Raw genomic sequence first — 22,245 nt, 5'->3', positions numbered from 1 at the left:
TTAGGATTTTTTCCTGCGCTCCAGAAGGTCAGGGTTGGCGATTGGATTTTCTTCTCCTTTAATAGATTTCTCTATTTTTTCAATGTATTCAAGGGAGTCATCTACATAAAATTCCAGATCGGGCATACGCCTTAGCTGATGTTTTGTGCGTTGTGCCAGTTCGTGTTTGATCTTTGGCTTAATGGTATTAAGCTGTTCCAGCATTTCTGCAGCATTTTTTGCAGGAAAAATACTCAGGTAGGCTTTAGCAATAGAAAGATCTGTAGGTACTTTTACTTTAGAAACCGAGATCAAAATACCATTAACTCCCGCGTCCCTCAAATGATTCTGAAGGATTTCGGCAAGGTCCTGTTGTAAAACGCCACCTATCTTTTTTTGTCTGTTTGTTTCCATTTTACAAAAGTAACATATTTAAATATTAATATTATTAAATTTACATGGAACTGGAAGGAGAGGAGAAGAGTTAAAGAGGAAAAGAGGAAAGGAGGGCAACTATAATTATTATAAAGAATCCTCACTCACTACTCACTACTCACTACTCACAACTTTTCAAAAATCACTAATCCCTGCAAATAAATGAGAAAGATTGAACATATTGGAATAGCGGTAAAGAACATGGACGAGGCAAATGAAATTTACCGGGCTATGCTAAATACAGAGCCATATAAAAGTGAAGCAGTGGAAAGCGAGGGGGTGATCACATCTTTTTTTCAAATGGGTGAGAGCAAGATCGAGTTGCTGGCGGCCACTAATGAAAACAGTCCTATTGCCAAATTCATAGAAAAACGGGGAGAGGGTATACACCATATTGCTTTTGACGTAGAAGATATAGATGCCGAAATTGCCAGGCTGGAACGCCGGGGTTTTATCCTCATCAATCACAAGGCAAAGCCCGGCGCAGATAATAAGATCGTGGCCTTCCTGCATCCCAAAAGCTCCAATGGGGTATTGGTAGAACTTTGCCAGGATACGGGGCCTACAAGGAAGGAATTGTTTGAGGAGGGACTAAGGTAAAATACCGGAGTTGTGCCGGTTTTAAACTAAATTCACATTAATAAAAAAATGTTTGTAGGGTAACTTACAATTATATAAATTTGCGCCCTCATTACACCTATTGAGCCGGTCCTATAGCTCAGCTGGTTAGAGCACCTGACTCATAATCAGGTGGTCCCTGGTTCGAGTCCAGGTGGGACCACTAAAAACCCTTGCCTACGGCAGGGGTTTTTTGTTTTGCACCTGGACGAGAAGCCTGTACTGAGCGAAGCCTTTTTCAGGCGAAGCAGAAGGGAATCCAGGTGGGACACTAGTATAGACAAGGCCTTCGAGATATCGGAGGCCTTCTTGTTTTTAGTTGGGTACAACAAAACATCTCATTGAGAATTTACTTAAAAAATATTTTATTAAAGTTGATTAGGATCCCATTAAATGGACAAAGGGAAAAGAGAATGAAATAATTCCTTTTATCAAATTTTTAAGCTAAATCCACAATCTCTTAGACTTTTAAAATGTAAAAAGTAGATTTAAACTAAATTTGTTTAATGATTCCTTTGCAGCAAGGTTTGCTGATGATGAAAAATTATTGAAATTTCATGTCTATACTCAAACATAAACGCGAACAAGCCAATCTTACTCAAGAGGAGCTTTCTGCTAATTCCGGAATTTCCATACGTACAATACAGCGCATTGAGGCTGGGGTAGATCCCAAAGGTCATACACTTAGATCACTCGCAAAGGCTTTAGGAGTAGAAGAAAGAGAATTGCTGTACAAGCAGGAACCATCAGACAAAAAGGAACCATCCGGCATAACAGAGGTCCACAAGCCGCTGCGTAATGGAATTGTAAAGCTTATCAATCTTTCTTCCCTTCCGCTTACTGTTTTCCCTCCTGCCAATATCGTTTTGCCCCTTCTGATCATGTGGGGTACCAGACAGTTTAATCCTTTGACAAAACAGATTGTGTCGGTTCAAATCATGTGGACTATCTTCTCTATCATCTTCTTTATGCTTACAGCTTTTATAAAAAACTGGTTTTCTCTGGGAAACCAGGTTAGCCTGGTCGTGATGATCTTGCTGGTAATGATTAATGTGTTTATAATTCTTAGAAACACCGCAGAGATTGACAGAAAAGGAAAGCTGCGTTATCAGTTAAATTTTAGCATTATTTAACCATAGATATATTCTGGCGGGATACTGGCGGGTTATTGTCGGGTTATTTTTTAGGGTTGAATGGACTGTGCACGTGATCTTTGCAAAAAAATCTAAAATGATGACAAAGCATTTAATTTTAACCCTGGCAACACTGGCGGCACCTATTTTATATTCCCAGGCACAGGTTGACAAAAGCGCTCCTTTATTTCTGGAATTAAAAAAGCAGGACAGTCTTTTTTTCGAGAGAGGTTTTAACCAGTGTGACCTTACTTATTTAGAAAACACTATAGCCTCTGATTTAAGATTTTATCATGACAAAAGTGGTTTTCAGGATAGGAATGCTTTCTTTGATAACACAAGAAAATACATATGCTCCGACTCAGGCAAAAAACCCATTAGAAAACCGGAAACAGGGAGTCTGAGCCTATTCCCCCTATATGAAAACGGAAACTTGTATGGAGCTATTCAGTCCGGCATCCATCACTTTTTTATTAGGGAAACCGGGAAAGAGGATGTTTGGACCGGTACTGCAAAATTCACAAATGTTTGGACTTTGGACGATAATGTCTGGAAACTTTCCGAGGTGCTAAGCTACGACCATAGGGAGCCACAATCTGGAAATTTAAAATTGTCCTCCCTGGATCAATTGCTAAAGGAGAACAAAGTTCCTGCAATGGGACTTGGTATCATTGAGAACGGCCGGTTAACCAACATTGAGGTTTATGGTAGCTTAGACACACAAAACAAAGCACCATACAATAGCATTTTTAAAGTAGCCTCTCTTACCAAACCAGTATTTGCACTCACAATATTGAAGCTAATAGATTTAGGGTTACTGGATTTAGACGAGCCTCTATATAAATATTGGGTTGACCCCGATCTAAAAGAGGACATGCGATACAAGAAATTAACTCCAAGACTTATACTCAGTCATCAGACAGGCTTCCCCAACTGGCGGTATTTGGATAAGGCCAATAGGCTTACTTTTGAATTTGAACCTGGTACGAGATACCAATATTCAGGTGAAGGGTTTGAATACCTTAGAAAAGCAATTGAACAAAAGCTTGGAAATACTTTGGAAGATTTGGCAAATGAACACCTGTTCACACCTGCCGGAATGAAAGACACACGGTTTTGGTGGGATGCCTCAATGGACGAGGATAGGTATGCAAGAAATTTTGACGTGAATGGAGAGGAGATCGAGACATTCAAATATTATGAAGCAAATTCCGCAGCCAACCTTTTAACAACCGTAGAAGATTACGGCCTGTTTCTGGAGTATGTGGTAAACGGTGCTGGAATATCAGAAAAGTTGTTCAGTGAAATGCAGAAATATCAGGTGAAACTTAAAGAAAACGATTACTTCGGGTTGGGCTGGGAGATCCTCACCGGGTTTCAGAATGGAGAGCACGCCCTCATACACACTGGAAAGGATCCGGGGGTAAGCACATTGGCTGTTATATTTCCCAAATCCCGAAACGGCTACCTGATTTTTATGAATGGAGACAGTGCGGGCAATGTTTATGAAGAACTCCTCACAAAGCGCCTTTACCTTGGAGGTGAATTATGGAATAGAAGATAATTAAAGCTCCATTCACAATTTTCTGAAACCTGTTTTCCCGTTACGCTCTAAATAAATAAATAATAAAATACTTATAGCACAATAGAAGCAGCCGGAGCACTCATTAATGGGATGGGGATTGTGAAATATAAAACATCAATCCAAACCCGGCAAGGAAAAATCTGTTAGCACGCTTTTTTCCTGCATAAGTGCTTCTATCTCTGCGGATTTTCGGGGGGCTTCTGCCGATAAATTTACGGGTCCGGTTGGGGTGATTAAAATATCATCTTCAATTCTTACCGCGATGCCATGCCATTTAGGGTCGCAGTCGCTGCCTTCAGGAATATAAATTCCAGGTTCTACCGTGATCACCATATTGGCTTCAAAGGTTTCATATTTGCCGGGATCGTGTACGTCCAGGCCTATGTGATGTGAAGTACCGTGAGGAAAATATTTCCGGGCTTCGGCTTCAGTCTTTACAATGCCCAGTTTTACCAGGCCTTCATTGATCACTTTTCTGGCAGCTTTATCGGTATCTCCAAATGGCCTGCCCACTCTGGCGGCAGCTATTCCGGCTTCCTGGGCTTCATAAACAAGATCATAGATCGCCTTTTGTTCGGGAGAGAATTTTCCGTTAGCGGGAATGGTGCGGGTAACATCTGCGGTGTAGCCGTGATATTCGGCTCCAAGATCCATTAATACCAGTTCATCTCCTACCTTTAGTTTATTATTCTCAATATAATGCAATACACAGCCGTTATTCCCGGCGCCCACAATGCTGGGATAGCCTTCAAATTCGCTGCCGTATTTCTTGTAAACGAATTCGTGAATGCCCTGAATTTCGGTTTCAGACATATTTGGATGCATGGCTTTCATAATTTCCCTTTGGCCCATTGCTGAGATTCGAATCGCTTTTGTAAGCAGGGCCAATTCCTCCGGGCTCTTGATCTCCCTTAGCTCTGCCATGGCAGTTTTCAATATTTTAGCATCCAGGTTGGCCCTGATTTTAGGAAGGATGGAAGAAGTGTTCAATTCTCTGTTTGGAAACGCAGTGTTATTTTGTTCTACGGGCAAATAATAACCGGTTTGAGTTTTAAAGGATTCCACAAGGTCAAAAAGATCGGCACTGTCGCGGGGATCATTTCGGTAATCATCAGCAAATTCCTTGTACAGGATCTTATCAAATGCACTAAAATCTATTCCGGAGTTTAAAAAATCCTTTCCGTTGAAAGCCGCATTAAATCCCAGTTTGGTTTTAGCCCCTTCGGTTCCCAGTCTATATCCGTTCCATTGTTCAGCCCGGGCGTTTTTTTCCTGAACATATAACACTTCATTGTAAGAATTGCCGGAAGCGGTTACCTGAGCTTCAGAAAAGATCACCAGCACAGCATTGGGTTCCTTATAACCGGTCAAATAATAAAAATCAGGATCCTGATGGTAAATGTAATCTACATCATTTGCGCGGTTTCTAACGGCATTGGCAAAAAACACGGCAACAGATTTCTCCGGCATTTTTGCCCGTAATGCTTCCCGCTGGTTCTTGTGGAAATCGGCCGATAAATAATCGGTTGGAGTCCCCTGTTGAGAGAAGGTTATGGAAATAGAGAATAGTGCAAAAATTGCTGTGAACAGGCTTTTCATTGGAAGAGGTTTTCGTGAAATGGAAATTTACGCATATTTCCAACATCTTCCTTAAAACTGTTTAACGTACAAAAGCTTGAACATGAAATTAATAAAAGTCTATCCTGATTGCCAAAAGTGTTGAAGTGCCCAACATCACTTAAAAAGTTGGTTGTTAAATACTTAAGCTTAGATTATTCATTTTAAAGGAGGAACATACACAAATGTTATTTTATGTTTAAATAAAATAGAAAAAGATTAAACAAAATGTTTTACGGATTATATTTACTATGTATTAACTTATAAATCAAAACATTGTGAAAAATTACCTTTTAATGATCTTGAAAGCGGGGAGAGCTTTTAAGTTCGTACTGCTTGCCGCCTTTTCATTATTGCTGTTTTCCTGTTCTACAGAGGAAACCAACACTATGGATGAACCTACAGTTTATGATCTATTAACCAACACCAATTCCAAAGCCCGGTCTGGGAATGTTGCACCGGGAGATGACCCCATCGCCCTTATTGCAATAAACGGAGGATTTGATGAATTGGTTGCTGCATTGTCTTTTGTGGATGCTGAATTAAATGCGGGATTGGTCAATCTGTTCCTTAACGGTAAAGATCAGTACACTGTATTTGCTCCTACCAATGCAGCTTTCTATGAACTATATGACACTTTAGGGGTGGAAGGGGTAGAAGAACTTGATGCATCCCTTGTATTGAACGTTTTATTATACCATGTTGCTGAAGGTCGCCGCGGGTCCAACAGTGTGGTTCCTCCAAGACAAACAAGAAGCATAGAAACCCTACTAGGGACCTCTTTTATGGTTGATAAAGATGCTAATATTCAAGCCATAGGAAATACAGCAAATTTCGAAGCCATTGATATTTCTGCCAGCAATGGTATCATACATGTTATAGACAGTGTTTTATTGCCAATTGAACTGAATTAGCCCTTGGTTTAAATGGTTTTTAATAATAGCTGCCCTTATAACGGCAGCTATTTTTATTTTGTAAAAGCACACAGTGTTCTACACCGAAGAAACCTTCCATTCATCGAAAAGATTCTTACAATGATAAGTTAATATCTAGATTTGATCAATTAAACGCCCCGAATCCAGCCCCTTTATAATGAAGCTTTTTGTAAGAAACCTGCTCTTATCGCTTTCTTTCATTTTTTTCCTGACATTTAGTGGATTTGGGCAAACACCCTGTAATCCCGGACAACGTTTTTGTAATGGGGAATGTAGAGCATCAAAAGATTGTGCTCCCGGAAACCCTCCCCCTCCGGGCCTTGTAGTCCCAATAGATACAAATATTTCTTTACTACTGGCTGCAGGCCTTGGTCTTGGAATATTTGTCCTTGTTTCTTCCGGGAGAAAAGAAAAGGCATAAACTTTATAGGCTACTTAATATTTCATACCCTTTTTAGAAAGCATTGGTTTTTTAATTATCTTAGTTTCAGTAAAATGAAGCTCACCCCAACCTGCTATCAAATACTTTATTAGAGGTTTCTCCCCAATAGGGAACCTGTTATTTTAAATAATTGTTGTCATCTATTGTGCGCGATTATGAAGATAATGACCTTTTTAATTATGTTTCTGGCTGCCTTTTTCTGGAGGCAAAGCCTTTTTGCGTTTCAAACTGAAGTGCCGGAACCCCAGGCGCAAGCCGGGCCCGGAATACCTCCCCCACCTGGGATGGTTGTTCCTATAGATTCTAATCTTGTAATTTTGCTTATCTGCGGACTGCTTTTAGGAGTATTTTTTATAATAGTGCGGAAACGCAGGCTCCTTTAATTTTTCACTTTATATTTATTTGTAAAATAACTTCAGCGCATCTGGCTTCCTCATAAAACCTTAATACTTTTGTTCTTTAATTTTCTTGTAGTACATTACGCACGATTATGAGAATGAAAGCTTCCCTTACAAGTCTTTTATCGGTATTTTTAATGCTTTGGCCTGCTTTTTCAAGTATGGCCCAGGAAGAAATACCCCCTGAACCAGGGGGGGTGCCGCCGCCCCTGGACTTATTGTACCCATAGATTTCGGAATTCCCGGAGCTATGGCCGGGGGACTGGTAATTGGAATTTATTTTCTAAGGAACAGAAAGGTTACTTTCCCAAAGCCGTAAGACGTTTTACATATTTGCCTATTACGTCAAATTCAAGGTTTACAATGTCCCCTGTTTTCAGGCTGTTAAAAGTTGTATTATTATAGGTATAGGGAATTATAGCCACACTGAATTCATTATTCTTTGAATTCACCACGGTAAGGCTTACGCCGTTTACTGTGATGGAACCCTTTTCTATAGTAATGTTTTGGAGTTGAGCATCATATTCAAAGGTAAACAACCAGCTTCCGTTTTCTTCTTTTACCAGGGTGCAAACCCCTGTTTGGTCTACATGCCCCTGCACAATATGACCGTCAAGACGGGCTCCCAGCTGCATTCCCCGTTCAAGGTTTACGCGCTTTCCCTTGTGAAATGATCCTAAGGTTGTTTTATCCAGGGTTTCTTTAATGGCCGTAACAGTATAGATTTCTCCCTGGATCTCAACCACAGTAAGACACACCCCGTTGTGGGCCACACTCTGGTCAATTTTTAACTCTGAAGTCATTTTGGCGGCAATCTTAATTTGAAGATTGTCCCTATCGCCGGCAACTTCAACAACTTCTCCTTGCTCTTCAATAATTCCGGTAAACATGGTCGTAGATTATTCTTACATTTGTGATGTAAAAATAGAAATAAAAAGGGGATACATCATGAAGTCTGCTCAAAAGATAAAACTGGGGATAAGCATTGGAGACCTAAACGGAATTGGCGGAGAAATTATTCTCAAGACTTTTGACGATTCCAGAATGCTGGATTTTTGTACTCCTGTAATTTTTGCTTCGGTTAAAACCCTTAGCTTCCTGAAAAAACATTTCAACCTGGAGTTGAACATTCACGGGGTAGAAAATGTTTCCCAGGTGATAGAAGGCAAGATCAATGTGGTGAATGTATGGAAGGAAAATGTATCTATAAATTTTGGGGTTGAAGATAATGAAAGTGGAAAATATGCCTTTAAGTCCCTGGAGTCTGCAACCCGTGCCTTGAAGAATAATGATATTGATGTTTTGGTGACTGCACCAATAAATAAGAACACCATACAAAGCGAGGATTTTAATTTCCCCGGGCATACAAATTACCTGGCAAAAGAACTGGAGGGTGACAGCCTTATGTTTATGATCACGGACACTTTAAAGGTTGGGTTGCTTACCGACCATGTTCCCCTTAAGGACATCGCACAGGAGATCACCCCGCAATTAATTGAAAAAAAGATTGCCATTATACAAAAAACCCTTCAGCAGGATTTTAGAATCTCCAAACCCAGGATCGCGGTACTGGGAATCAATCCTCATAGCGGGGATAACGGGTTAATAGGACAGGAGGATGAAACGGTATTAAAACCTACACTTCAAAAGCTAAAGGATAAAGGTCATTTGGTTTTTGGACCTTATGCCGCCGACAGCTTTTTTGGCACTAAAAATTATCAAAACTTTGACGCGGTTGTGGCGGCCTATCACGACCAGGGACTCATCCCCTTTAAAACATTGTCATTTGGAGAAGGGGTGAACTATACCGCGGGTTTAAGCAAGGTAAGAACTTCCCCGGACCACGGTACAGCCTTTGAGATAGCCGGGCAAAATACTGCCAATATTAACTCATTTAAAGAGGCCGTATTCAAGGCCATTGAAATTTATAAAACCAGGCGGGAATATCAAAAACTCACGAAAAATCCGCTTAAAAAAACCACCAAAAAGTTCTAAACAAAATTTTGTTTATAACCCAATGTTAATTCAATATATTTTATATCTTTGCACCTGCCTTTTTCGGGGGGCATGCGCTCGAAATAGAAGATGTTATGAGGAAACTAGCAGCGTTTACAATTCCTTTTGTGGGATTGAAACCAGGAAAGCACGAGTTTGACTACCAAATAGATAAGGAGTTCTTTGAGCATTTTGAATATGATGAATTTCATAATGCAAATGTAAAAGTTGATTTACTTTTTGATAAGAAACCTACTATGCTGGAGCTTACATTTAAAGCCTCCGGAGTGGTAAATGTAGATTGTGATCTTACAAGTGAACCATATGATCAACCTGTAGAGGGAGAAATGATCCTGGTGGTAAAATTTGGAGATGAATTTAATAATGACAACGAGGAATTATTGATCCTGCCACACGGGGAGTATCAATTAAATGTAGCTCAGTTTATTTATGAGTTAATCGTATTGTCTGTTCCTTTGAAGAGGGTTCATCCCGGGGTTTTAGATGGTACTTTAGAATCTGAAGTACTTGAAAAACTTGAAGAATTAAGCCCCAAAGCGGCTGAAGATATTGAAGATAATGAAAAGGGGGAGGAGATTGATCCCCGGTGGAATAAATTAAAAAACTTATTTAACGATTAATAATACGTAGCAATGGCACATCCTAAGAGAAAAACCTCGAAAACCAGAAGAGATAAAAGAAGAACTCACTATAAAGCTTCTGTTCCTCAAATTGCCACAGATCCTACTACAGGTGAGGCACACTTGTATCACAGGGCTCACTGGCATGAAGGTAAATTATACTACCGTGGTCAGGTTTTAATTGACAATACTGAAGAAGTAGAAGCATAGCCTTAAAAACTGTGCTGTAAACAAAACTCTCACCTCGTGGGAGTTTTTTGTTTATAGTTGAATAAGTCCTAAAAAGGACTTAATTTGCACCGCCGTTCAAGGAAAAATTAGTACATTTCTTTTTCCAAGTGATGTAATTTCTCTTGCCTGGCGTTTTAAATTCGATGTTTATGATTAAAAACTCGGCAGCCATTACCGCTGTAGGTGCTTACGTTCCTGAAGATAGATTGACCAACCAGATGCTGGAAAAAATGGTCGATACCAATGATGAATGGATAACTTCAAGAACAGGAATCAAGGAGCGCCGTATATTAAATGATCCTGAAAAAGGAACTTCCTTTATGGCCATTAAGGCCGCAGAAAATCTCCTGCAGAAATCTGGAGTAGATCCCACCGAAATAGACCTTGTAATTTTAGCAACTGTCACGCCAGATCTTCCTGTGGCCGCTACTGCTGTATACGTTGCTACCCAGATTGGGGCAACAAATGCATTTGCTTATGACCTGCAGGCAGCCTGTTCCGGATTTTTATATGGAATGTCTACTGCCGCCGCTTATATTGAAGCCGGAAGATATAAAAAAGTCCTTGTGATAGGAGCAGATAAAATGTCTTCAATCATTGATTATACAGATCGTACAACCTGTATTATCTTTGGTGATGGAGCCGGAGCGGTTTTATTTGAACCCAATGCTGAAGGCCTTGGCCTTCAGGATGAATTATTGAGAAGTGACGGGGTAGGGAGACATTCCCTTAAAATAGCAGCCGGGGGGTCATTAATGCCACCTACTGAAGTTACCGTTGCCCAAAAACTGCATTTTGTACAACAGGATGGTAAAACTGTTTTCAAATTTGCAGTATCCAATATGGCCGATGTTAGTGAGGCGATCATGAAAAGGAATAACCTTACCAATGAAGATGTAAACTGGCTGGTAGCCCATCAGGCAAACCAGAGGATTGTAAGTGCGACTGCCAACAGGATGAATCTTGAGGATGAAAAAGTCCTTATGAATATAGAGAGGTATGGCAACACCACTTCAGCAACCTTACCTTTGCTTTTAAGCGATTTTGAACATAAATTTAAAAAAGGAGATAACATTGTATTTGCCACTTTTGGAGGAGGATTCACATGGGGATCCATCTACCTTAAATGGGCATATAATTCTTAACAACCCAACACCCTAATATTATGGATTTAAAAGAAATTCAGAATTTAATCAAGTTTGTAGCAAAGTCAGGAGCCAGTGAAGTTAAACTGGAAATGGATGACATTAAGATCACCATTAAAACAGGATCTGAAGATAACAGGGAAACCACATACATTCAGCAATATCCTATGGGAGGACAAATGCAACAGCAAATGCCCCAACAGCAGCAACATCAACCATCCCAATCTCAGGGATCTCAGGAAACCCCTGTTTCTAAAGAAGCTGCAGAACAGGCTTCAAATGATTCTAAATACATCACTATTAAATCCCCTATTATTGGGACTTTCTATAGAAAACCATCTCCCGATAAAGCAACATTTGTAGAGGTTGGAGACAGCATCAAAGAAGGAGATGTTCTTTGTATTATTGAAGCTATGAAGCTTTTCAACGAGATTGAAAGCGAAGTTTCAGGAAAAGTGGTTAAAGTTCTGGTAGATGATTCGTCTCCTGTAGAGTTTGACCAACCCTTATTCTTAGTAGATCCGTCTTAATTATTGTTATTAAGAAAACCAATTTTGCTGCACCAGAAGAAAACAGAAAGGTATGTTTAAAAAAATATTAATTGCAAACAGAGGGGAAATTGCCTTACGGGTAATAAGGACCTGCAGGGAGATGGGCATAAAAACCGTAGCAGTATATTCTACAGCAGATGCTGAGAGTTTACACGTAAGGTTTGCTGATGAAGCGGTGTGTATAGGACCTCCCCCAAGTAATTTATCCTATTTAAAGATCTCAAATATTATTGCAGCTGCTGAAATAACCAATGCAGATGCCATTCACCCCGGGTACGGTTTTCTTGCTGAAAATTCCAAGTTTTCAAAAATCTGCCAGGAACACAACATTAAGTTCATAGGGGCCAGTCCCGATATGATCGATAAAATGGGTGACAAAGCCTCTGCAAGGGCCACAATGATGGCTGCAGGAGTGCCATGTATCCCTGGATCTGAAGGGATCCTCAAAGATTATGAAGAATGCCTTCATACCGCAAAAGGTATGGGCTTTCCGGTAATGCTTAAAGCTACTGCCGGTGGTGGTGGTAAAGGAATGCGTGCGGTACATAGTGAAAAAGACCTACGTGCTGCGTGGGATTCTGCCAGACAGGAAGCTGCGGCGGCATTTGGAAATGACGGGATGTACATGGAAAAACTTATCCTGGAACCCCGCCATATTGAAATTCAGGTTGTAGGTGACAGTACAGGAAAAGCCTGTCATTTATCTGAAAGAGATTGCTCTGTACAGCGTCGTCACCAAAAATTAACTGAAGAAACCCCTTCGCCTTTCATGACAGATAAGTTAAGAAAGCAAATGGGAGATGCGGCTGTAAAAGCTGCAGAATTTATAAAATACGAAGGCGCAGGGACGGTAGAATTTCTTGTAGATAAGCACCGTAACTTTTACTTCATGGAAATGAATACCCGTATCCAGGTAGAACACCCTATCACCGAGCAGGTAATAGATTACGATCTTATCCGGGAACAAATACTTGTTGCGGCCGGGGTGCCTATTTCAGGAAAAAATTATTTCCCCCAGTTGCATTCTATTGAATGTAGAATAAATGCAGAAGATCCTTATAACGGATTCAGGCCTTCTCCAGGGAAGATTACAAACCTGCATGCACCGGGAGGCCATGGGGTACGTATTGATACGCACGTATACAGCGGTTACTCTATTCCGCCCAATTATGATTCTATGATAGCGAAGCTTATTACCACCGCCCAAACAAGGGAAGAGGCTATAAGCAAGATGAAACGTGCATTGGATGAGTTCGTAATAGAAGGAGTTAAAACTACCATTCCATTCCACAGGCAATTGATGGACCACCCGGATTATGTGGAGGGTAATTATACCACCAAGTTTATGGAAGACTTTAAAATGGATCCAATTAAAACGGAGTAAAATTTTCAATAGATATAACCAGCCCGGAAGATGAAAATTCTTCCGGGTTTTTTTATGACCTTATCAATAGGGTTTCCACGGGTTAAAGCAGCTACATCCATTTATAACTCTCCTAAACTTTATGTATTTTTATATGCTGAAATAGTAATTATTACTAATACCAAATTTAATGAACCTTTCCTACTGGGAGTATCAATCCTGGCTTTCAAATATTGACTATACAATTGTTGGCAGCGGAATAGTGGGTCTCAATGCTGCATTGCAATTAAAGGAAAAATATCCTGCCGCGAGGATATTAATTCTTGAAAGAGGTTTTCTGCCCAATGGTGCAAGCACTAAAAATGCGGGATTTGCCTGCTTTGGAAGTCTTTCTGAAATTCTTGATGATCTTGAATCTCATTCAGAAGAAATGGTGGTGAATCTTGTAAGAAAAAGGATCAAAGGTCTGGAACTCCTTAGAAAAACCATTGGTGACAAAACCATGGATTATCACATTTGGGGCGGATATGAATTCTTTCCTGAAAGTGATGAAAAAACCCAGGCACATTGTATTTCAAGAATGCACATTGTAAATAAGCTGTTGCATCGGGTTTTTAATGAAAAGGTGTTTATACCCTGTGGGAACAGGTTCAATTTTAAAAATATCAGGGAACCCCTAATCTTCAATAAATTTGAGGGGCAGATAAATACGGGGAAAATGATGGAAGCCCTGCTCCATAAGGTTCAAAAAGCGGGGATAAAGATCCTGAATAATATAATGGTAGAGGAAATTACAGATGGAGGTAATTCCGTAGAAGTGAAAACAAACCAGTTTGAGTTTAACACCAAAAAACTATTAATAGCAAGCAATGGCTTTGCTTCAAAGTTTGGTATTCCTAATGTGAAACCGGCCAGGGCACAGGTACTGGTGACCAAACCTATTAAGAACCTCCAAATTAAAGGCACTTTTCACCTGGATAAAGGTTATTATTATTTCCGGAACATAGATGGCCGTATTCTTTTTGGGGGCGGAAGGAACCTGGACCTGAAAGGTGAGGAAACTACAGAGATGACCCAAACTGCCCTTATACAGGATAAGCTGGAAGAACTTTTGAAAACCACTATTTTACCCGATACCCTTTTTGAGATCGACCAACGCTGGAGTGGAATAATGGGAGTTGGAGAAACCAAGGAACCTATTATAAAACATTTGTCGCCAAATGTTGTGTGCGGGGTAAGGCTTGGTGGGATGGGTGTGGCCATAGGGAGTTTAACAGGCCGTGAAATGGCAGATCTGGCAACAAACTAGCAACAAACAATGATAAAAAGAGTATTTATTTTCATTTTTAAACTTCTTGCCAGTCTAATACTCTTTAGTGTTTTAATGGTAATAGTGTATGGCTGGGTGCCGGTACCCTACACTCCCTTAATGGCCATAAGATACCTTGAAAATCCCGATGAGGGAATTCGCCATAAATGGGTGCCAATGGGTGAGATCACCAATAATTTAAAGATCGCGGTTATTGCGAGTGAAGATCAAAATTTCCCCAATCACAGGGGTTTTGATGTAAAGGCTATTGAGAAGGCTATGGATGAAAACAAAGCCGGAAAGCGCACCCGGGGTGCAAGCAGCATCTCCCAGCAAACCGCCAAAAATGTATTCCTTTGGCCTCACCGAAGTTGGGTAAGAAAGGGATTTGAAGTGTATTTCACTTTTCTTATTGAAACCTTCTGGAGTAAGGAACGAATTCTGGAAGTGTATTTGAACAGCATTGAAATGGGGAAAGGGATCTTTGGGGCTGAAGCCGCATCACGGGCCTGGTTTAATAAATCGGCAAAGAACCTCACCCCATATGAAGCCGCAGCTATCGCGGCAATATTACCTAACCCAAGGGTTTACAAGGCTAATCCCGCAAGCAATTATATTCAGGGAAGAAAATCCTGGATTGTAAGGCAAATGCAGAACATGGGCCCTATACAGTTAAAGAAGCGTTGAGTTTGGAAAAGAACATAAAAGAAGAATTGGTTGCAGCCTGCGTAGGATATGTTGAGGCCCGCATTGCGCGGTTTAATCATACCATGAGAGAGCTCGAAGAGGCCTTAAAGCCTGAAAGCCGGAGTTGTATGGGTGATAAATATGAGACCAGCCGGGCATTGCTGCACCTGGAATTTGAAAAGATCTCGGGACAGGTGGAACAATTCAACAACTTACGAAAAACGGCCAGCCTCATAGGAAGTCAGCCCCCCTCAGAAACAATTGGTTTTGGAAGCATGGTAAGAACCACAGCAGCCAATTATTTTATATCTATTCCGGCAGGAGAAATTGAAGCTGAAGCTGAAAAATTTTATGCCGTGGGAATCAACTCCCCGGTAGCACAGGAGCTTATAGGGAAAAAGGCCGGAGAAGAATTTGTGATAAACGGAACCTCGGTAAAAATTACGGAAGTAGGTTAGCCAGTTGTGCTACCTTTTTATGAGACCTCACAGGTTTTTACACCTGGGGGATCTTTTATTTTTAAGACCTCAACTTAATTAAGTCCGGAGAAATATGCACCATTACCTCTTCATTTTCCGGAAGGAAAAGGTGATGGTCAAAAAAGATGATCTCGTCTTTAAACTTTCCTTTGATCAAATAATTTTTACCTTTAAAATAACTTTCCTGAACGCGAACACTTAAAGTTCCCCTGCCGGTCACTTCTATTTCGTGCGGGTACACCAGTATCTTTTTATTTGACTTGTCTTCGGGATCTAAAAAATTCAGTTTTATCTCGTTTACATCTCCAAAAAGAGAAGCAACATATTTATTGGGAGGATTATTAAATAACTTTTCCGGTGTTCCCGATGCGTGTATCCGTCCGTCTTTGAGGACAATTGTTTGGTCTGCAAATGAAAGTGCATCTGTACTGTCATGAGTTGCGATAATACAGGTGACCTGTTTTTCCTTCAGATATTCAAAAAGTCTTCGGCGCAAATTGTTTTTCCTGAAATGATCTATATGGCTGAAGGGTTCATCCAGCAACAAAAGTTCCGGTTCATTGGCCAAAGCCCTGGCAAGAGCCACCCGCTGCATTTGCCCACCGCTTAGGTTTCCGGCTTTTGCTTTGGCCATGGCCTGCATTTCTACCACCCGCAACAGCTCTCTTATCCTTTTCTTTTTTTTTGCCGGGAACATATTGCTTAAATGCTTTCCCACATTTTCCTCAACACTTAAAGGAGGCATCAGGTCAAAATCCTGGGCCAGGTATTTTATGAAGGATTCCCCCGGCACAATATTAAAATCGGGGCCTAAAAGTTGTTTTTCTCCCCAAAACACTTTGCCGGAAGTTTGATGAAGCCCGTAAATAAGTTGTAGTAAAGTGCTTTTCCCGCATCCGCTGGAGCCAATGATGGATACATTCTCCCCTTTTTTTACTTTGAGATTTATATTCTTTAAAACAGGGGTAATATTATAAGAAAAGGAAACTTTTTTTAATATCAGCATAAAGATTTCAACTTTAGGAGGCAATGGCCCTACAAAAATACAACTTGTACCTATATCTAATGGTAGAAAATGCTAATGGAAAAATGACCACACCTCAATAAAAAAGCCGATTGAAGTTTAATTTCCAATCGGCTTAAATGATAGTTACTTGACTTAAAATTTACCCTTTCACTTTCTTTACCACGGGGTTGGGCAATTCCTTATATCCCATATTATAAAGCGTAAATCCAAAGATATCAGCGTATTCTTCTATTACCATAGCCGTAGGTTTTCCTGCGCCATGGCCGGCTTTTGTTTCAATTCTTATTAGAGTTGGATTATTCCCGGTTTGCTTGCTTTGAAGTTCGGCTGCAAATTTAAAAGAATGCGCAGGTACAACCCTGTCATCGTGATCTCCCGTAGTTACCATAGTTGCAGGATATTCCACTCCTTCTTTAATATTGTGAACCGGGGAATACCCCTGAAGATACTTGAACATTTCCTCACTGTCTTCAGCAGTACCATAATCATACGCCCAACCAGCGCCTGCAGTAAAAGTGTGGTAACGCAACATGTCCATTACCCCCACTGCGGGAAGCGCTACTTTCATTAATTCCGGCCTTTGGGTCATTGCAGCCCCAACCAGCAATCCGCCGTTAGAACCTCCTCTTACCGCCAAATATTCACTTGAGGTATAGTTCTCTTTGATCAAATATTCAGCAGCGGCTATAAAGTCATCAAATACATTCTGCTTATTAAGCTTGGTTCCTGCATCGTGCCATTTTTTTCCGTATTCTCCTCCCCCACGAAGGTTAGGCACGGCGTAAATTCCTCCCTGCTCCATCCACACAGCATTAGCTATGCTAAAGGAAGGTGTAAGGCTTATATTGAAACCACCGTAACCATATAGTAGGGTGGGGTTCTTGCCGTTTAATTCAAGTCCTTTTTTGTGGGTAATTATCATTGGAACTTTGGTGCCATCTTTAGAAGTATAAAAGATCTGCTTGCTTACAAAGTCATTCGGATTAAAATCTATTTGAGGGCTGTTGTATAATTCTGAGGTTCCCTCTTTTAGGTTGTATTTGTAAATACTACCCGGCGTCACATAATTTGTAAAGGAATAGTACAAAACACTGTCCTCTTTCTTTGCTCCAAAACCGCCTGCCGATCCAATTCCCGGAAGTTCTATTTCCTTTACCAACTTCCCGTTGTAGTCATATTGCTTTACCTGTGAAATCGCGTCTACCATATAGTTGGCAAAAATAAACTTGCCTCCTGTAGAAGGGCTTAATACATTTTCGGTTTCAGGAATAAAGTCCTTCCAGTTCTCAGGTGTTGGATTGGCGGCGTCAACAGTAACAATTCTACGGTTGGGAGCATCAAGGTTAGTTACTATAAACAATTTGCTTCCTTCATTGTCCATAACATACGTATCGCTGTTCTCATGGTCAAGAATGGTCACAAGTTGTGAATTTGGCCTGGAAAGGTCCATCATATAAAGCTTTCCTCCCGATGTTGAATTCCTGGCCGAAATAAACAGGTATTTGTTGTCTTCAGAAACGCTACCGCCAACATAACGATGTTTTTGAGCGGGGGTATCACCAAAGACAACTTTATCTTCACTTTGTTTTGTCCCCAGTTTATGGTAGAAAAGACGGTGTTGATCTGTCTTGGCAGAAAGTTCGCTTCCTTTTGGTTTTTCATAACTTGAATAGTAGAAACCTTCATCACCCTTCCAGGAAATACCGCTGAATTTTACGTCTATCAAAGTGTCCTCTACAATGTCCCTGCTTTCAGCATCCATTATCAGGATCTTTCTCCAGTCGCTTCCGCCTTCAGAAATGGCATAGGCGGCCATTTTTCCACTATCAGAAAAACTCAGGCCTCCTAAAGATGTTGTCCCGTCCTCACTAAATTTATTGGGATCCAGAAAAATTTCGGCTTCATCATTTTCTCCTTTTTTCCGGTAGATCACATATTGGTTCTGGAGACCGTCATTTTTATAAAAATAGGTGTAGTCCCCTTCAATAAAAGGAGCTCCCAGTTTTTCATAATTCCACAGGGTGGTTAAGCGGTCTTTCAGGGCATCGCGAAAAGGGATCTTTTCAAGGTAATCAAAGGTTACTTCGTTTTGAGCTTTCACCCATTCTCCGGTCTCAGCGCTGCGGTCATCTTCCAGCCAGCGGTAAGGGTCCTGAACTTCGGTTCCAAAATAATTGGTAACCGTATCTACTCTTTTTGTTTCGGGGTACTTCAAAGCGGTACTTTCTTCTTTTTTGTTATTGGTATTACAGCCGACTAAAATTACTGCAGCTAAAACACCGGGTATTATTTTTTTCATTATGAAGGGTTTATAAGGTAATTGCCCAAAAATAGGTATTTTTTTATTCAATTTACCAGCCTCTCAAAATATAAAAAGGCCGTCCTTACAGACAGCCTTTTTAATGATTATTTACTTCCTAGTGGTCGTGATCTTCATCTCCATGATCTTCTTCAATATGGATAGTTAGGAATGCGGTTTCTTCATTGCCTGAAGTATCTGTAAGATAAATCCCAACGTGATATGTCCCCTCGTTTATTGCCTGTCCATTCACCAGGGTTGGAATGTCTATATGATGTACAGCCTCAAACCTTTTTTGGCCCGCAGGAATTTGAAACACCTGCTCAAAATTCCAGGGATTTAGATCATGACTACTTTTTAACTGCGCATGAGTGTAGTCATCAAAATCATCATGGATCTCTATTTTATACGATGCCAATTCCACATTATCTGTAAAAACAGCTTCGAAATGCATCTCTCCTCCCGGGGCGATTTCCTCATCATTATGTGGCTCTGTGATAGAGATTGTTGGCTTTTGTGTATCTGGGGCAGCATCATCATCACTACTACATGATGTTAAGAATACGGCAGCTACAATTAAGGTTAAGATTGAATTTAATTTGATTTTCATTTTAAATAATTTTTGTGTTTATAAATAAATAAGCCTTCTTTTAAACCGGTTGAATGCGGGGGACCTCTTAATGAATAATGAAAGGCTAATTCACTTATTAAATTAAATGCGTATAAAAAATGCGGTTTTTTTCCCTGGGTGGGAAAAGGCGTAAAATTTACTGTTGAAGAGGTTGGAATAAAAAAGCTCCACCCGGTAAGCTGGTATTCACAAAAATGATAATCATAAGCCGGATTCGTGACATCCTCTTCCCCGGCAGGGGTTCCCAAAGAATGCGGAATTACAAAATAATGCACACTGTTCGCTGCCTGCGGAAATAAAAAGACGCAGAGGAAAAAAAGTGTGATATGCAATTTGAATTCTTTCATTTATTTATTGATTGGAATTCTTAGCATTAATTGAATATTTCTTCCCATTTCCGGGATCTCCAGAGCCCGGTAAAAATTGGTATGATTAAAGTATTTGGTATTAAAAATATTGGTAAGTTGAAGGTTTACATCGGCTTTGAAATTTCCAAAACTCAGGCTGGTTCTAAAACCTGCCCCAAAAATTTGATACCCGGGGGTGGTCTCTTCTGTTTGGGCTATTCTATTTTGTTCAAGAGCAAAAGAGGTATTTGCAAAAATTTCGGTGCTGTTTATAGATTTGGAGTTTTCAAATAATAAATATCCAACTTCGCCAAATCCATTTACAGGTGGAGAGAATGGTAATGGATAATTTCCCGATCTTTTGGCAGTAACCTGCCGGTTATATAAATATTCAAAAACAGCCTGTGTGCGCAGTTTTCCAAAAAAGGTCTTCTCAACTTCAACTTCTACGCCGGTTAACACGGCGGCATTCTGAGTGAACTGATAGATTTGTCCTGAATGCGGCAAAACCGAAAATATTCCGCTGGGATTAAGATATATATAGTTGTCAAAATAGTAGATATATGGACTCATGGATGCTTTAAAACCATCCTTTGAATAATTAAGTTTTGCATCTACCACATATCCTTTTTCAGGGTCCAGATTGGGGTCACCCTGTTCGTGCCGGAAAGAGCCATGATGAATCCCGTTTGCACCCAGCTCAATAGCTGTAGGCAATCTAAAGCTGGTGCCTGCATTAAGCGAGGCATCCCAATTAGGATAGATATTATTTAACAATCCGGCCATTAGGTTCCAATTGGTAAAATCCCTCTCAATTTCACTGCTTCGGGTAGCATAGCCGGAGGCAACCGAGGGTTCCTGTCCTTTATTGATCAAATATTCAAATAAACGCGGATCGTAATTTTCTTCAATCGATATCTTGCTATAATCAAAACGTCCTCCAAGATTCAGGGTGACTTTTTGGGAAGCACGGTATTCATGGGTTAGATAAATCCCGGTGGTAGTTCTGAAATATTCAGGCAGTAGAAAATTATAACCACTTAATTTATTGTCCTGCACCTGGCTTTGTACCCCAATGGAAGCGCTATGAGTTTCAGACAGAGCCCGGCTGTATTTTACCTGGGCATCAAAAGTGTTCAGATTAAAATTAAGTTCCAGATCCGGATCTTTTTCCGGTGGGGTCTGTCCCTGATAATGGGTATGAAACCGGCTCCATTCCTGCCTGTGGTTGTTTTGATACCCTAAGGTAACATCAAGGGTGGATCCTGTAAAAAACCACTCATTTTTACTTATTGCTTTAAAATGGTTCACCCTTTGAAAAGGATAATCTATATTTCTTTTATCCCCGTCATCCTGTACTCTTCTTATCGATGGCACCCCGTGGGCACCCGGGAAAAAGCCTCCTTTAAAATAAACGTTGCTTAGGCTTAGCGTGCCTTTATAATTATTGGCTAAATATCCCACCTGGCCATAAAGATCTACCTCTTTACCTGCAGTGTTTTTAAGCCTCTCATTAAAGATTGGAATATTCTGGCTTAAATAAACAATATTATTTGTAGGGACAGAGTAATCCCCAAATTCACTGCCTGTAGCTTTTATTTTATAAAAGAAATTCTCTTTTTTGTAGGCCAGGTTGGTAGAGGCTGCTACGGTATTGTTTACCGTCTTTCCCAGTACAATTACTTCGCCGGTAAGACCTTCACGGGGAATACGGTCATTTATAATTTTTATAACCCCACCAATGGCATCACTCCCATGTTCAATAGCACCTACCCCTTTTATTATTTCGAGGTTTTCTACTGAAAAAGCATCTATTTCAAGTCCATGATCTGCGCCCCACTGCTGTCCCTCCTGCTTAATGCCGTTTTCACTTACAGCTATACGGTTAAATCCGAGGCCCCGAATAATTGGCTTGGAAGTTCCCGCTCCAATTTCAACCGAGTTAATGCCAGGCAGTCTTTCCAGGGTTTTTGCAAGGGAGCCGCTAAACCGGTCCTGTATATACACCTGGCTTACAACTTCCTTATTAGCTGAGGTTGTTCTTCTCGCATTAGATTTAACAAGAACTTCCCTGAGGGTAGAGGTATCATCTTTTAAGGTGAAAAATATTTTTTTGTCTTCACCTATTGTAATGAGAGTGTCTATTGACTGATAGCCAAGATAAGTGACGGTCATTCTATAGGATCCACGCGGCAAATTGCCTATCCTGAAATAGCCCCCAGCATTGGTAAGGGTGAAACTGTTATCAACATGTATGTGGGCACCTTCAAGAGGAGCTGCGGCACTATTCTTAATTTCACCCTCCAGATAATAATCCTGGGAAAAAGAGGATGGTGGAATTATAAAAAAGAATAGAAAAACAAACAGGAATTGCTTCATGGTACAGTGATTAAAAAAA

The 22,245-nt window shown here is 40.4% G+C and carries 21 protein-coding genes and 1 tRNA gene; 14 read left to right on the top strand and 8 right to left on the bottom strand.

What is annotated here, in order from left to right; genetic code table 11:
- On the bottom strand, positions 1-393 hold the full coding sequence (gene rbfA / locus FK178_RS12175) for a 30S ribosome-binding factor RbfA (protein WP_146835521.1): 393 nt from the start codon (positions 391-393) through the stop codon (positions 1-3).
- A 183-nt stretch (positions 394-576) separates the two neighbouring features.
- Here rbfA and mce point away from each other — a divergent pair, with 183 nt between their 5' ends.
- The 4 genes from mce (at position 577) to FK178_RS12150 (ending at position 3,729) form a co-directional block, all read left to right on the top strand.
- Complete coding sequence (gene mce, locus FK178_RS12170) at positions 577-1,014, top strand: methylmalonyl-CoA epimerase (protein WP_146835518.1); 438 nt, start codon at positions 577-579, stop codon at positions 1,012-1,014.
- A 107-nt stretch (positions 1,015-1,121) separates the two neighbouring features.
- A tRNA-Ile gene (locus FK178_RS12165) sits at positions 1,122-1,195 on the top strand.
- Between the two features lie 394 nt (positions 1,196-1,589).
- Positions 1,590-2,165 carry a helix-turn-helix domain-containing protein gene (locus FK178_RS12155; protein ID WP_146835514.1) on the top strand — a complete coding sequence of 192 codons (576 nt, stop codon included), beginning with the start codon at positions 1,590-1,592 and terminating at the stop codon, positions 2,163-2,165.
- A 97-nt stretch (positions 2,166-2,262) separates the two neighbouring features.
- Positions 2,263-3,729, top strand: a complete 1,467-nt coding sequence (locus FK178_RS12150; RefSeq protein ID WP_146835511.1) for a serine hydrolase — start codon at positions 2,263-2,265, stop codon at positions 3,727-3,729.
- 135 nt (positions 3,730-3,864) lie between these two features.
- Here the strand turns inward: FK178_RS12150 and FK178_RS12145 are convergent, their stop codons facing one another.
- Entirely contained in the window at positions 3,865-5,349 is a 1,485-nt protein-coding gene (locus FK178_RS12145) for an aminopeptidase P N-terminal domain-containing protein (RefSeq protein WP_146835508.1), read from the bottom strand.
- Positions 5,350-5,645: 296 nt separating this feature from the next.
- Between FK178_RS12145 and FK178_RS12140 the strand changes: the two genes are divergently transcribed.
- Positions 5,646-6,281: a fasciclin domain-containing protein gene (locus FK178_RS12140; protein ID WP_146835505.1), complete on the top strand. Its 636-nt coding sequence runs from the start codon at positions 5,646-5,648 to the stop codon at positions 6,279-6,281.
- 1,160 nt (positions 6,282-7,441) lie between these two features.
- On the opposite strand, the gene FK178_RS12135 is transcribed toward FK178_RS12140, so the two are convergent.
- Positions 7,442-8,032, bottom strand: coding sequence for a riboflavin synthase (locus FK178_RS12135; RefSeq protein WP_146835502.1), 591 nt, complete (start codon positions 8,030-8,032; stop codon positions 7,442-7,444).
- 58 nt (positions 8,033-8,090) lie between these two features.
- On the opposite strand from FK178_RS12135, the gene pdxA reads away from it, so the two are divergent.
- From pdxA to FK178_RS12090, 9 genes are all read left to right on the top strand, one after another.
- Positions 8,091-9,137 (top strand): 4-hydroxythreonine-4-phosphate dehydrogenase PdxA, encoded by a 1,047-nt coding sequence (gene pdxA / locus FK178_RS12130; protein ID WP_146837647.1) that lies wholly within the window; start codon positions 8,091-8,093, stop codon positions 9,135-9,137.
- Positions 9,138-9,232: 95 nt separating this feature from the next.
- On the top strand, positions 9,233-9,778 hold the full coding sequence (locus FK178_RS12125; RefSeq protein ID WP_146835498.1) for a YceD family protein: 546 nt from the start codon (positions 9,233-9,235) through the stop codon (positions 9,776-9,778).
- 12 nt (positions 9,779-9,790) lie between these two features.
- A complete protein-coding gene (gene rpmF / locus FK178_RS12120) occupies positions 9,791-9,988 on the top strand; it encodes a 50S ribosomal protein L32 (RefSeq protein ID WP_006988996.1) in 198 nt (65 codons plus the stop codon).
- 170 nt (positions 9,989-10,158) lie between these two features.
- Complete coding sequence (locus tag FK178_RS12115) at positions 10,159-11,154, top strand: beta-ketoacyl-ACP synthase III (protein WP_146835495.1); 996 nt, start codon at positions 10,159-10,161, stop codon at positions 11,152-11,154.
- Positions 11,155-11,174: 20 nt separating this feature from the next.
- Positions 11,175-11,684, top strand: coding sequence for an acetyl-CoA carboxylase biotin carboxyl carrier protein (gene accB, locus FK178_RS12110; protein WP_146835492.1), 510 nt, complete (start codon positions 11,175-11,177; stop codon positions 11,682-11,684).
- 52 nt (positions 11,685-11,736) lie between these two features.
- On the top strand, positions 11,737-13,089 hold the full coding sequence (accC, locus tag FK178_RS12105; protein ID WP_146835489.1) for an acetyl-CoA carboxylase biotin carboxylase subunit: 1,353 nt from the start codon (positions 11,737-11,739) through the stop codon (positions 13,087-13,089).
- Between the two features lie 169 nt (positions 13,090-13,258).
- Positions 13,259-14,377 carry an NAD(P)/FAD-dependent oxidoreductase gene (locus FK178_RS12100; protein ID WP_146835486.1) on the top strand — a complete coding sequence of 373 codons (1,119 nt, stop codon included), beginning with the start codon at positions 13,259-13,261 and terminating at the stop codon, positions 14,375-14,377.
- A 9-nt stretch (positions 14,378-14,386) separates the two neighbouring features.
- Positions 14,387-15,064 carry a monofunctional biosynthetic peptidoglycan transglycosylase gene (gene mtgA / locus FK178_RS12095; protein ID WP_146835484.1) on the top strand — a complete coding sequence of 226 codons (678 nt, stop codon included), beginning with the start codon at positions 14,387-14,389 and terminating at the stop codon, positions 15,062-15,064.
- A 2-nt stretch (positions 15,065-15,066) separates the two neighbouring features.
- Entirely contained in the window at positions 15,067-15,522 is a 456-nt protein-coding gene (locus tag FK178_RS12090) for a transcription elongation factor (protein ID WP_240793831.1), read from the top strand.
- 61 nt (positions 15,523-15,583) lie between these two features.
- Here FK178_RS12090 and FK178_RS12085 read toward each other — a convergent pair whose 3' ends face one another.
- From FK178_RS12085 to FK178_RS12065, 5 genes are all read right to left on the bottom strand, one after another.
- The gene (locus FK178_RS12085) at positions 15,584-16,549 is read right to left on the bottom strand and encodes an ABC transporter ATP-binding protein (RefSeq protein ID WP_146835481.1); all 966 of its coding nucleotides are present in this window, start codon (positions 16,547-16,549) and stop codon (positions 15,584-15,586) included.
- Positions 16,550-16,709: 160 nt separating this feature from the next.
- On the bottom strand, positions 16,710-18,869 hold the full coding sequence (locus FK178_RS12080; protein WP_146835477.1) for a prolyl oligopeptidase family serine peptidase: 2,160 nt from the start codon (positions 18,867-18,869) through the stop codon (positions 16,710-16,712).
- A 118-nt stretch (positions 18,870-18,987) separates the two neighbouring features.
- Complete coding sequence (locus FK178_RS12075) at positions 18,988-19,479, bottom strand: DUF4625 domain-containing protein (protein ID WP_146835474.1); 492 nt, start codon at positions 19,477-19,479, stop codon at positions 18,988-18,990.
- Positions 19,476-19,847 carry a hypothetical protein gene (locus FK178_RS12070; protein ID WP_146835471.1) on the bottom strand — a complete coding sequence of 124 codons (372 nt, stop codon included), beginning with the start codon at positions 19,845-19,847 and terminating at the stop codon, positions 19,476-19,478. The genes FK178_RS12075 and FK178_RS12070 overlap by 4 nt, the downstream gene beginning before the upstream one ends.
- Positions 19,848-22,226, bottom strand: coding sequence for a TonB-dependent receptor (locus FK178_RS12065; RefSeq protein ID WP_146835468.1), 2,379 nt, complete (start codon positions 22,224-22,226; stop codon positions 19,848-19,850).
- Positions 22,227-22,245: the final 19 nt, after the last annotated feature.

The sequence above is a fragment of the Antarcticibacterium arcticum genome (assembly GCF_007993795.1).
GTDB lineage: Bacteria > Bacteroidota > Bacteroidia > Flavobacteriales > Flavobacteriaceae > Gillisia > Gillisia arctica.
The sequence above is the reverse complement of the archived record's forward strand: the minus strand, read 5'-3'. Positions and strand labels throughout refer to the sequence as shown.

Excerpts from the sequence above, each read along its gene's own strand:
- rbfA (WP_146835521.1), bottom strand. The coding sequence starts at position 393 with ATGGAAACAAACAGACAAAAAAAGATAGGTGGCGTTTTACAACAGGAC.
- mce (WP_146835518.1), top strand. The coding sequence starts at position 577 with ATGAGAAAGATTGAACATATTGGAATAGCGGTAAAGAACATGGACGAG.
- FK178_RS12155 (WP_146835514.1), top strand. The coding sequence starts at position 1,590 with ATGTCTATACTCAAACATAAACGCGAACAAGCCAATCTTACTCAAGAG.
- FK178_RS12150 (WP_146835511.1), top strand. The coding sequence starts at position 2,263 with ATGATGACAAAGCATTTAATTTTAACCCTGGCAACACTGGCGGCACCT.
- FK178_RS12145 (WP_146835508.1), bottom strand. The coding sequence starts at position 5,349 with ATGAAAAGCCTGTTCACAGCAATTTTTGCACTATTCTCTATTTCCATA.
- FK178_RS12135 (WP_146835502.1), bottom strand. The coding sequence starts at position 8,032 with ATGTTTACCGGAATTATTGAAGAGCAAGGAGAAGTTGTTGAAGTTGCC.
- pdxA (WP_146837647.1), top strand. The coding sequence starts at position 8,091 with ATGAAGTCTGCTCAAAAGATAAAACTGGGGATAAGCATTGGAGACCTA.
- FK178_RS12125 (WP_146835498.1), top strand. The coding sequence starts at position 9,233 with ATGAGGAAACTAGCAGCGTTTACAATTCCTTTTGTGGGATTGAAACCA.
- rpmF (WP_006988996.1), top strand. The coding sequence starts at position 9,791 with ATGGCACATCCTAAGAGAAAAACCTCGAAAACCAGAAGAGATAAAAGA.
- FK178_RS12115 (WP_146835495.1), top strand. The coding sequence starts at position 10,159 with ATGATTAAAAACTCGGCAGCCATTACCGCTGTAGGTGCTTACGTTCCT.
- accB (WP_146835492.1), top strand. The coding sequence starts at position 11,175 with ATGGATTTAAAAGAAATTCAGAATTTAATCAAGTTTGTAGCAAAGTCA.
- accC (WP_146835489.1), top strand. The coding sequence starts at position 11,737 with ATGTTTAAAAAAATATTAATTGCAAACAGAGGGGAAATTGCCTTACGG.
- FK178_RS12100 (WP_146835486.1), top strand. The coding sequence starts at position 13,259 with ATGAACCTTTCCTACTGGGAGTATCAATCCTGGCTTTCAAATATTGAC.
- mtgA (WP_146835484.1), top strand. The coding sequence starts at position 14,387 with ATGATAAAAAGAGTATTTATTTTCATTTTTAAACTTCTTGCCAGTCTA.
- FK178_RS12085 (WP_146835481.1), bottom strand. The coding sequence starts at position 16,549 with ATGCTGATATTAAAAAAAGTTTCCTTTTCTTATAATATTACCCCTGTT.
- FK178_RS12080 (WP_146835477.1), bottom strand. The coding sequence starts at position 18,869 with ATGAAAAAAATAATACCCGGTGTTTTAGCTGCAGTAATTTTAGTCGGC.
- FK178_RS12075 (WP_146835474.1), bottom strand. The coding sequence starts at position 19,479 with ATGAAAATCAAATTAAATTCAATCTTAACCTTAATTGTAGCTGCCGTA.
- FK178_RS12070 (WP_146835471.1), bottom strand. The coding sequence starts at position 19,847 with ATGAAAGAATTCAAATTGCATATCACACTTTTTTTCCTCTGCGTCTTT.
- FK178_RS12065 (WP_146835468.1), bottom strand. The coding sequence starts at position 22,226 with ATGAAGCAATTCCTGTTTGTTTTTCTATTCTTTTTTATAATTCCACCA.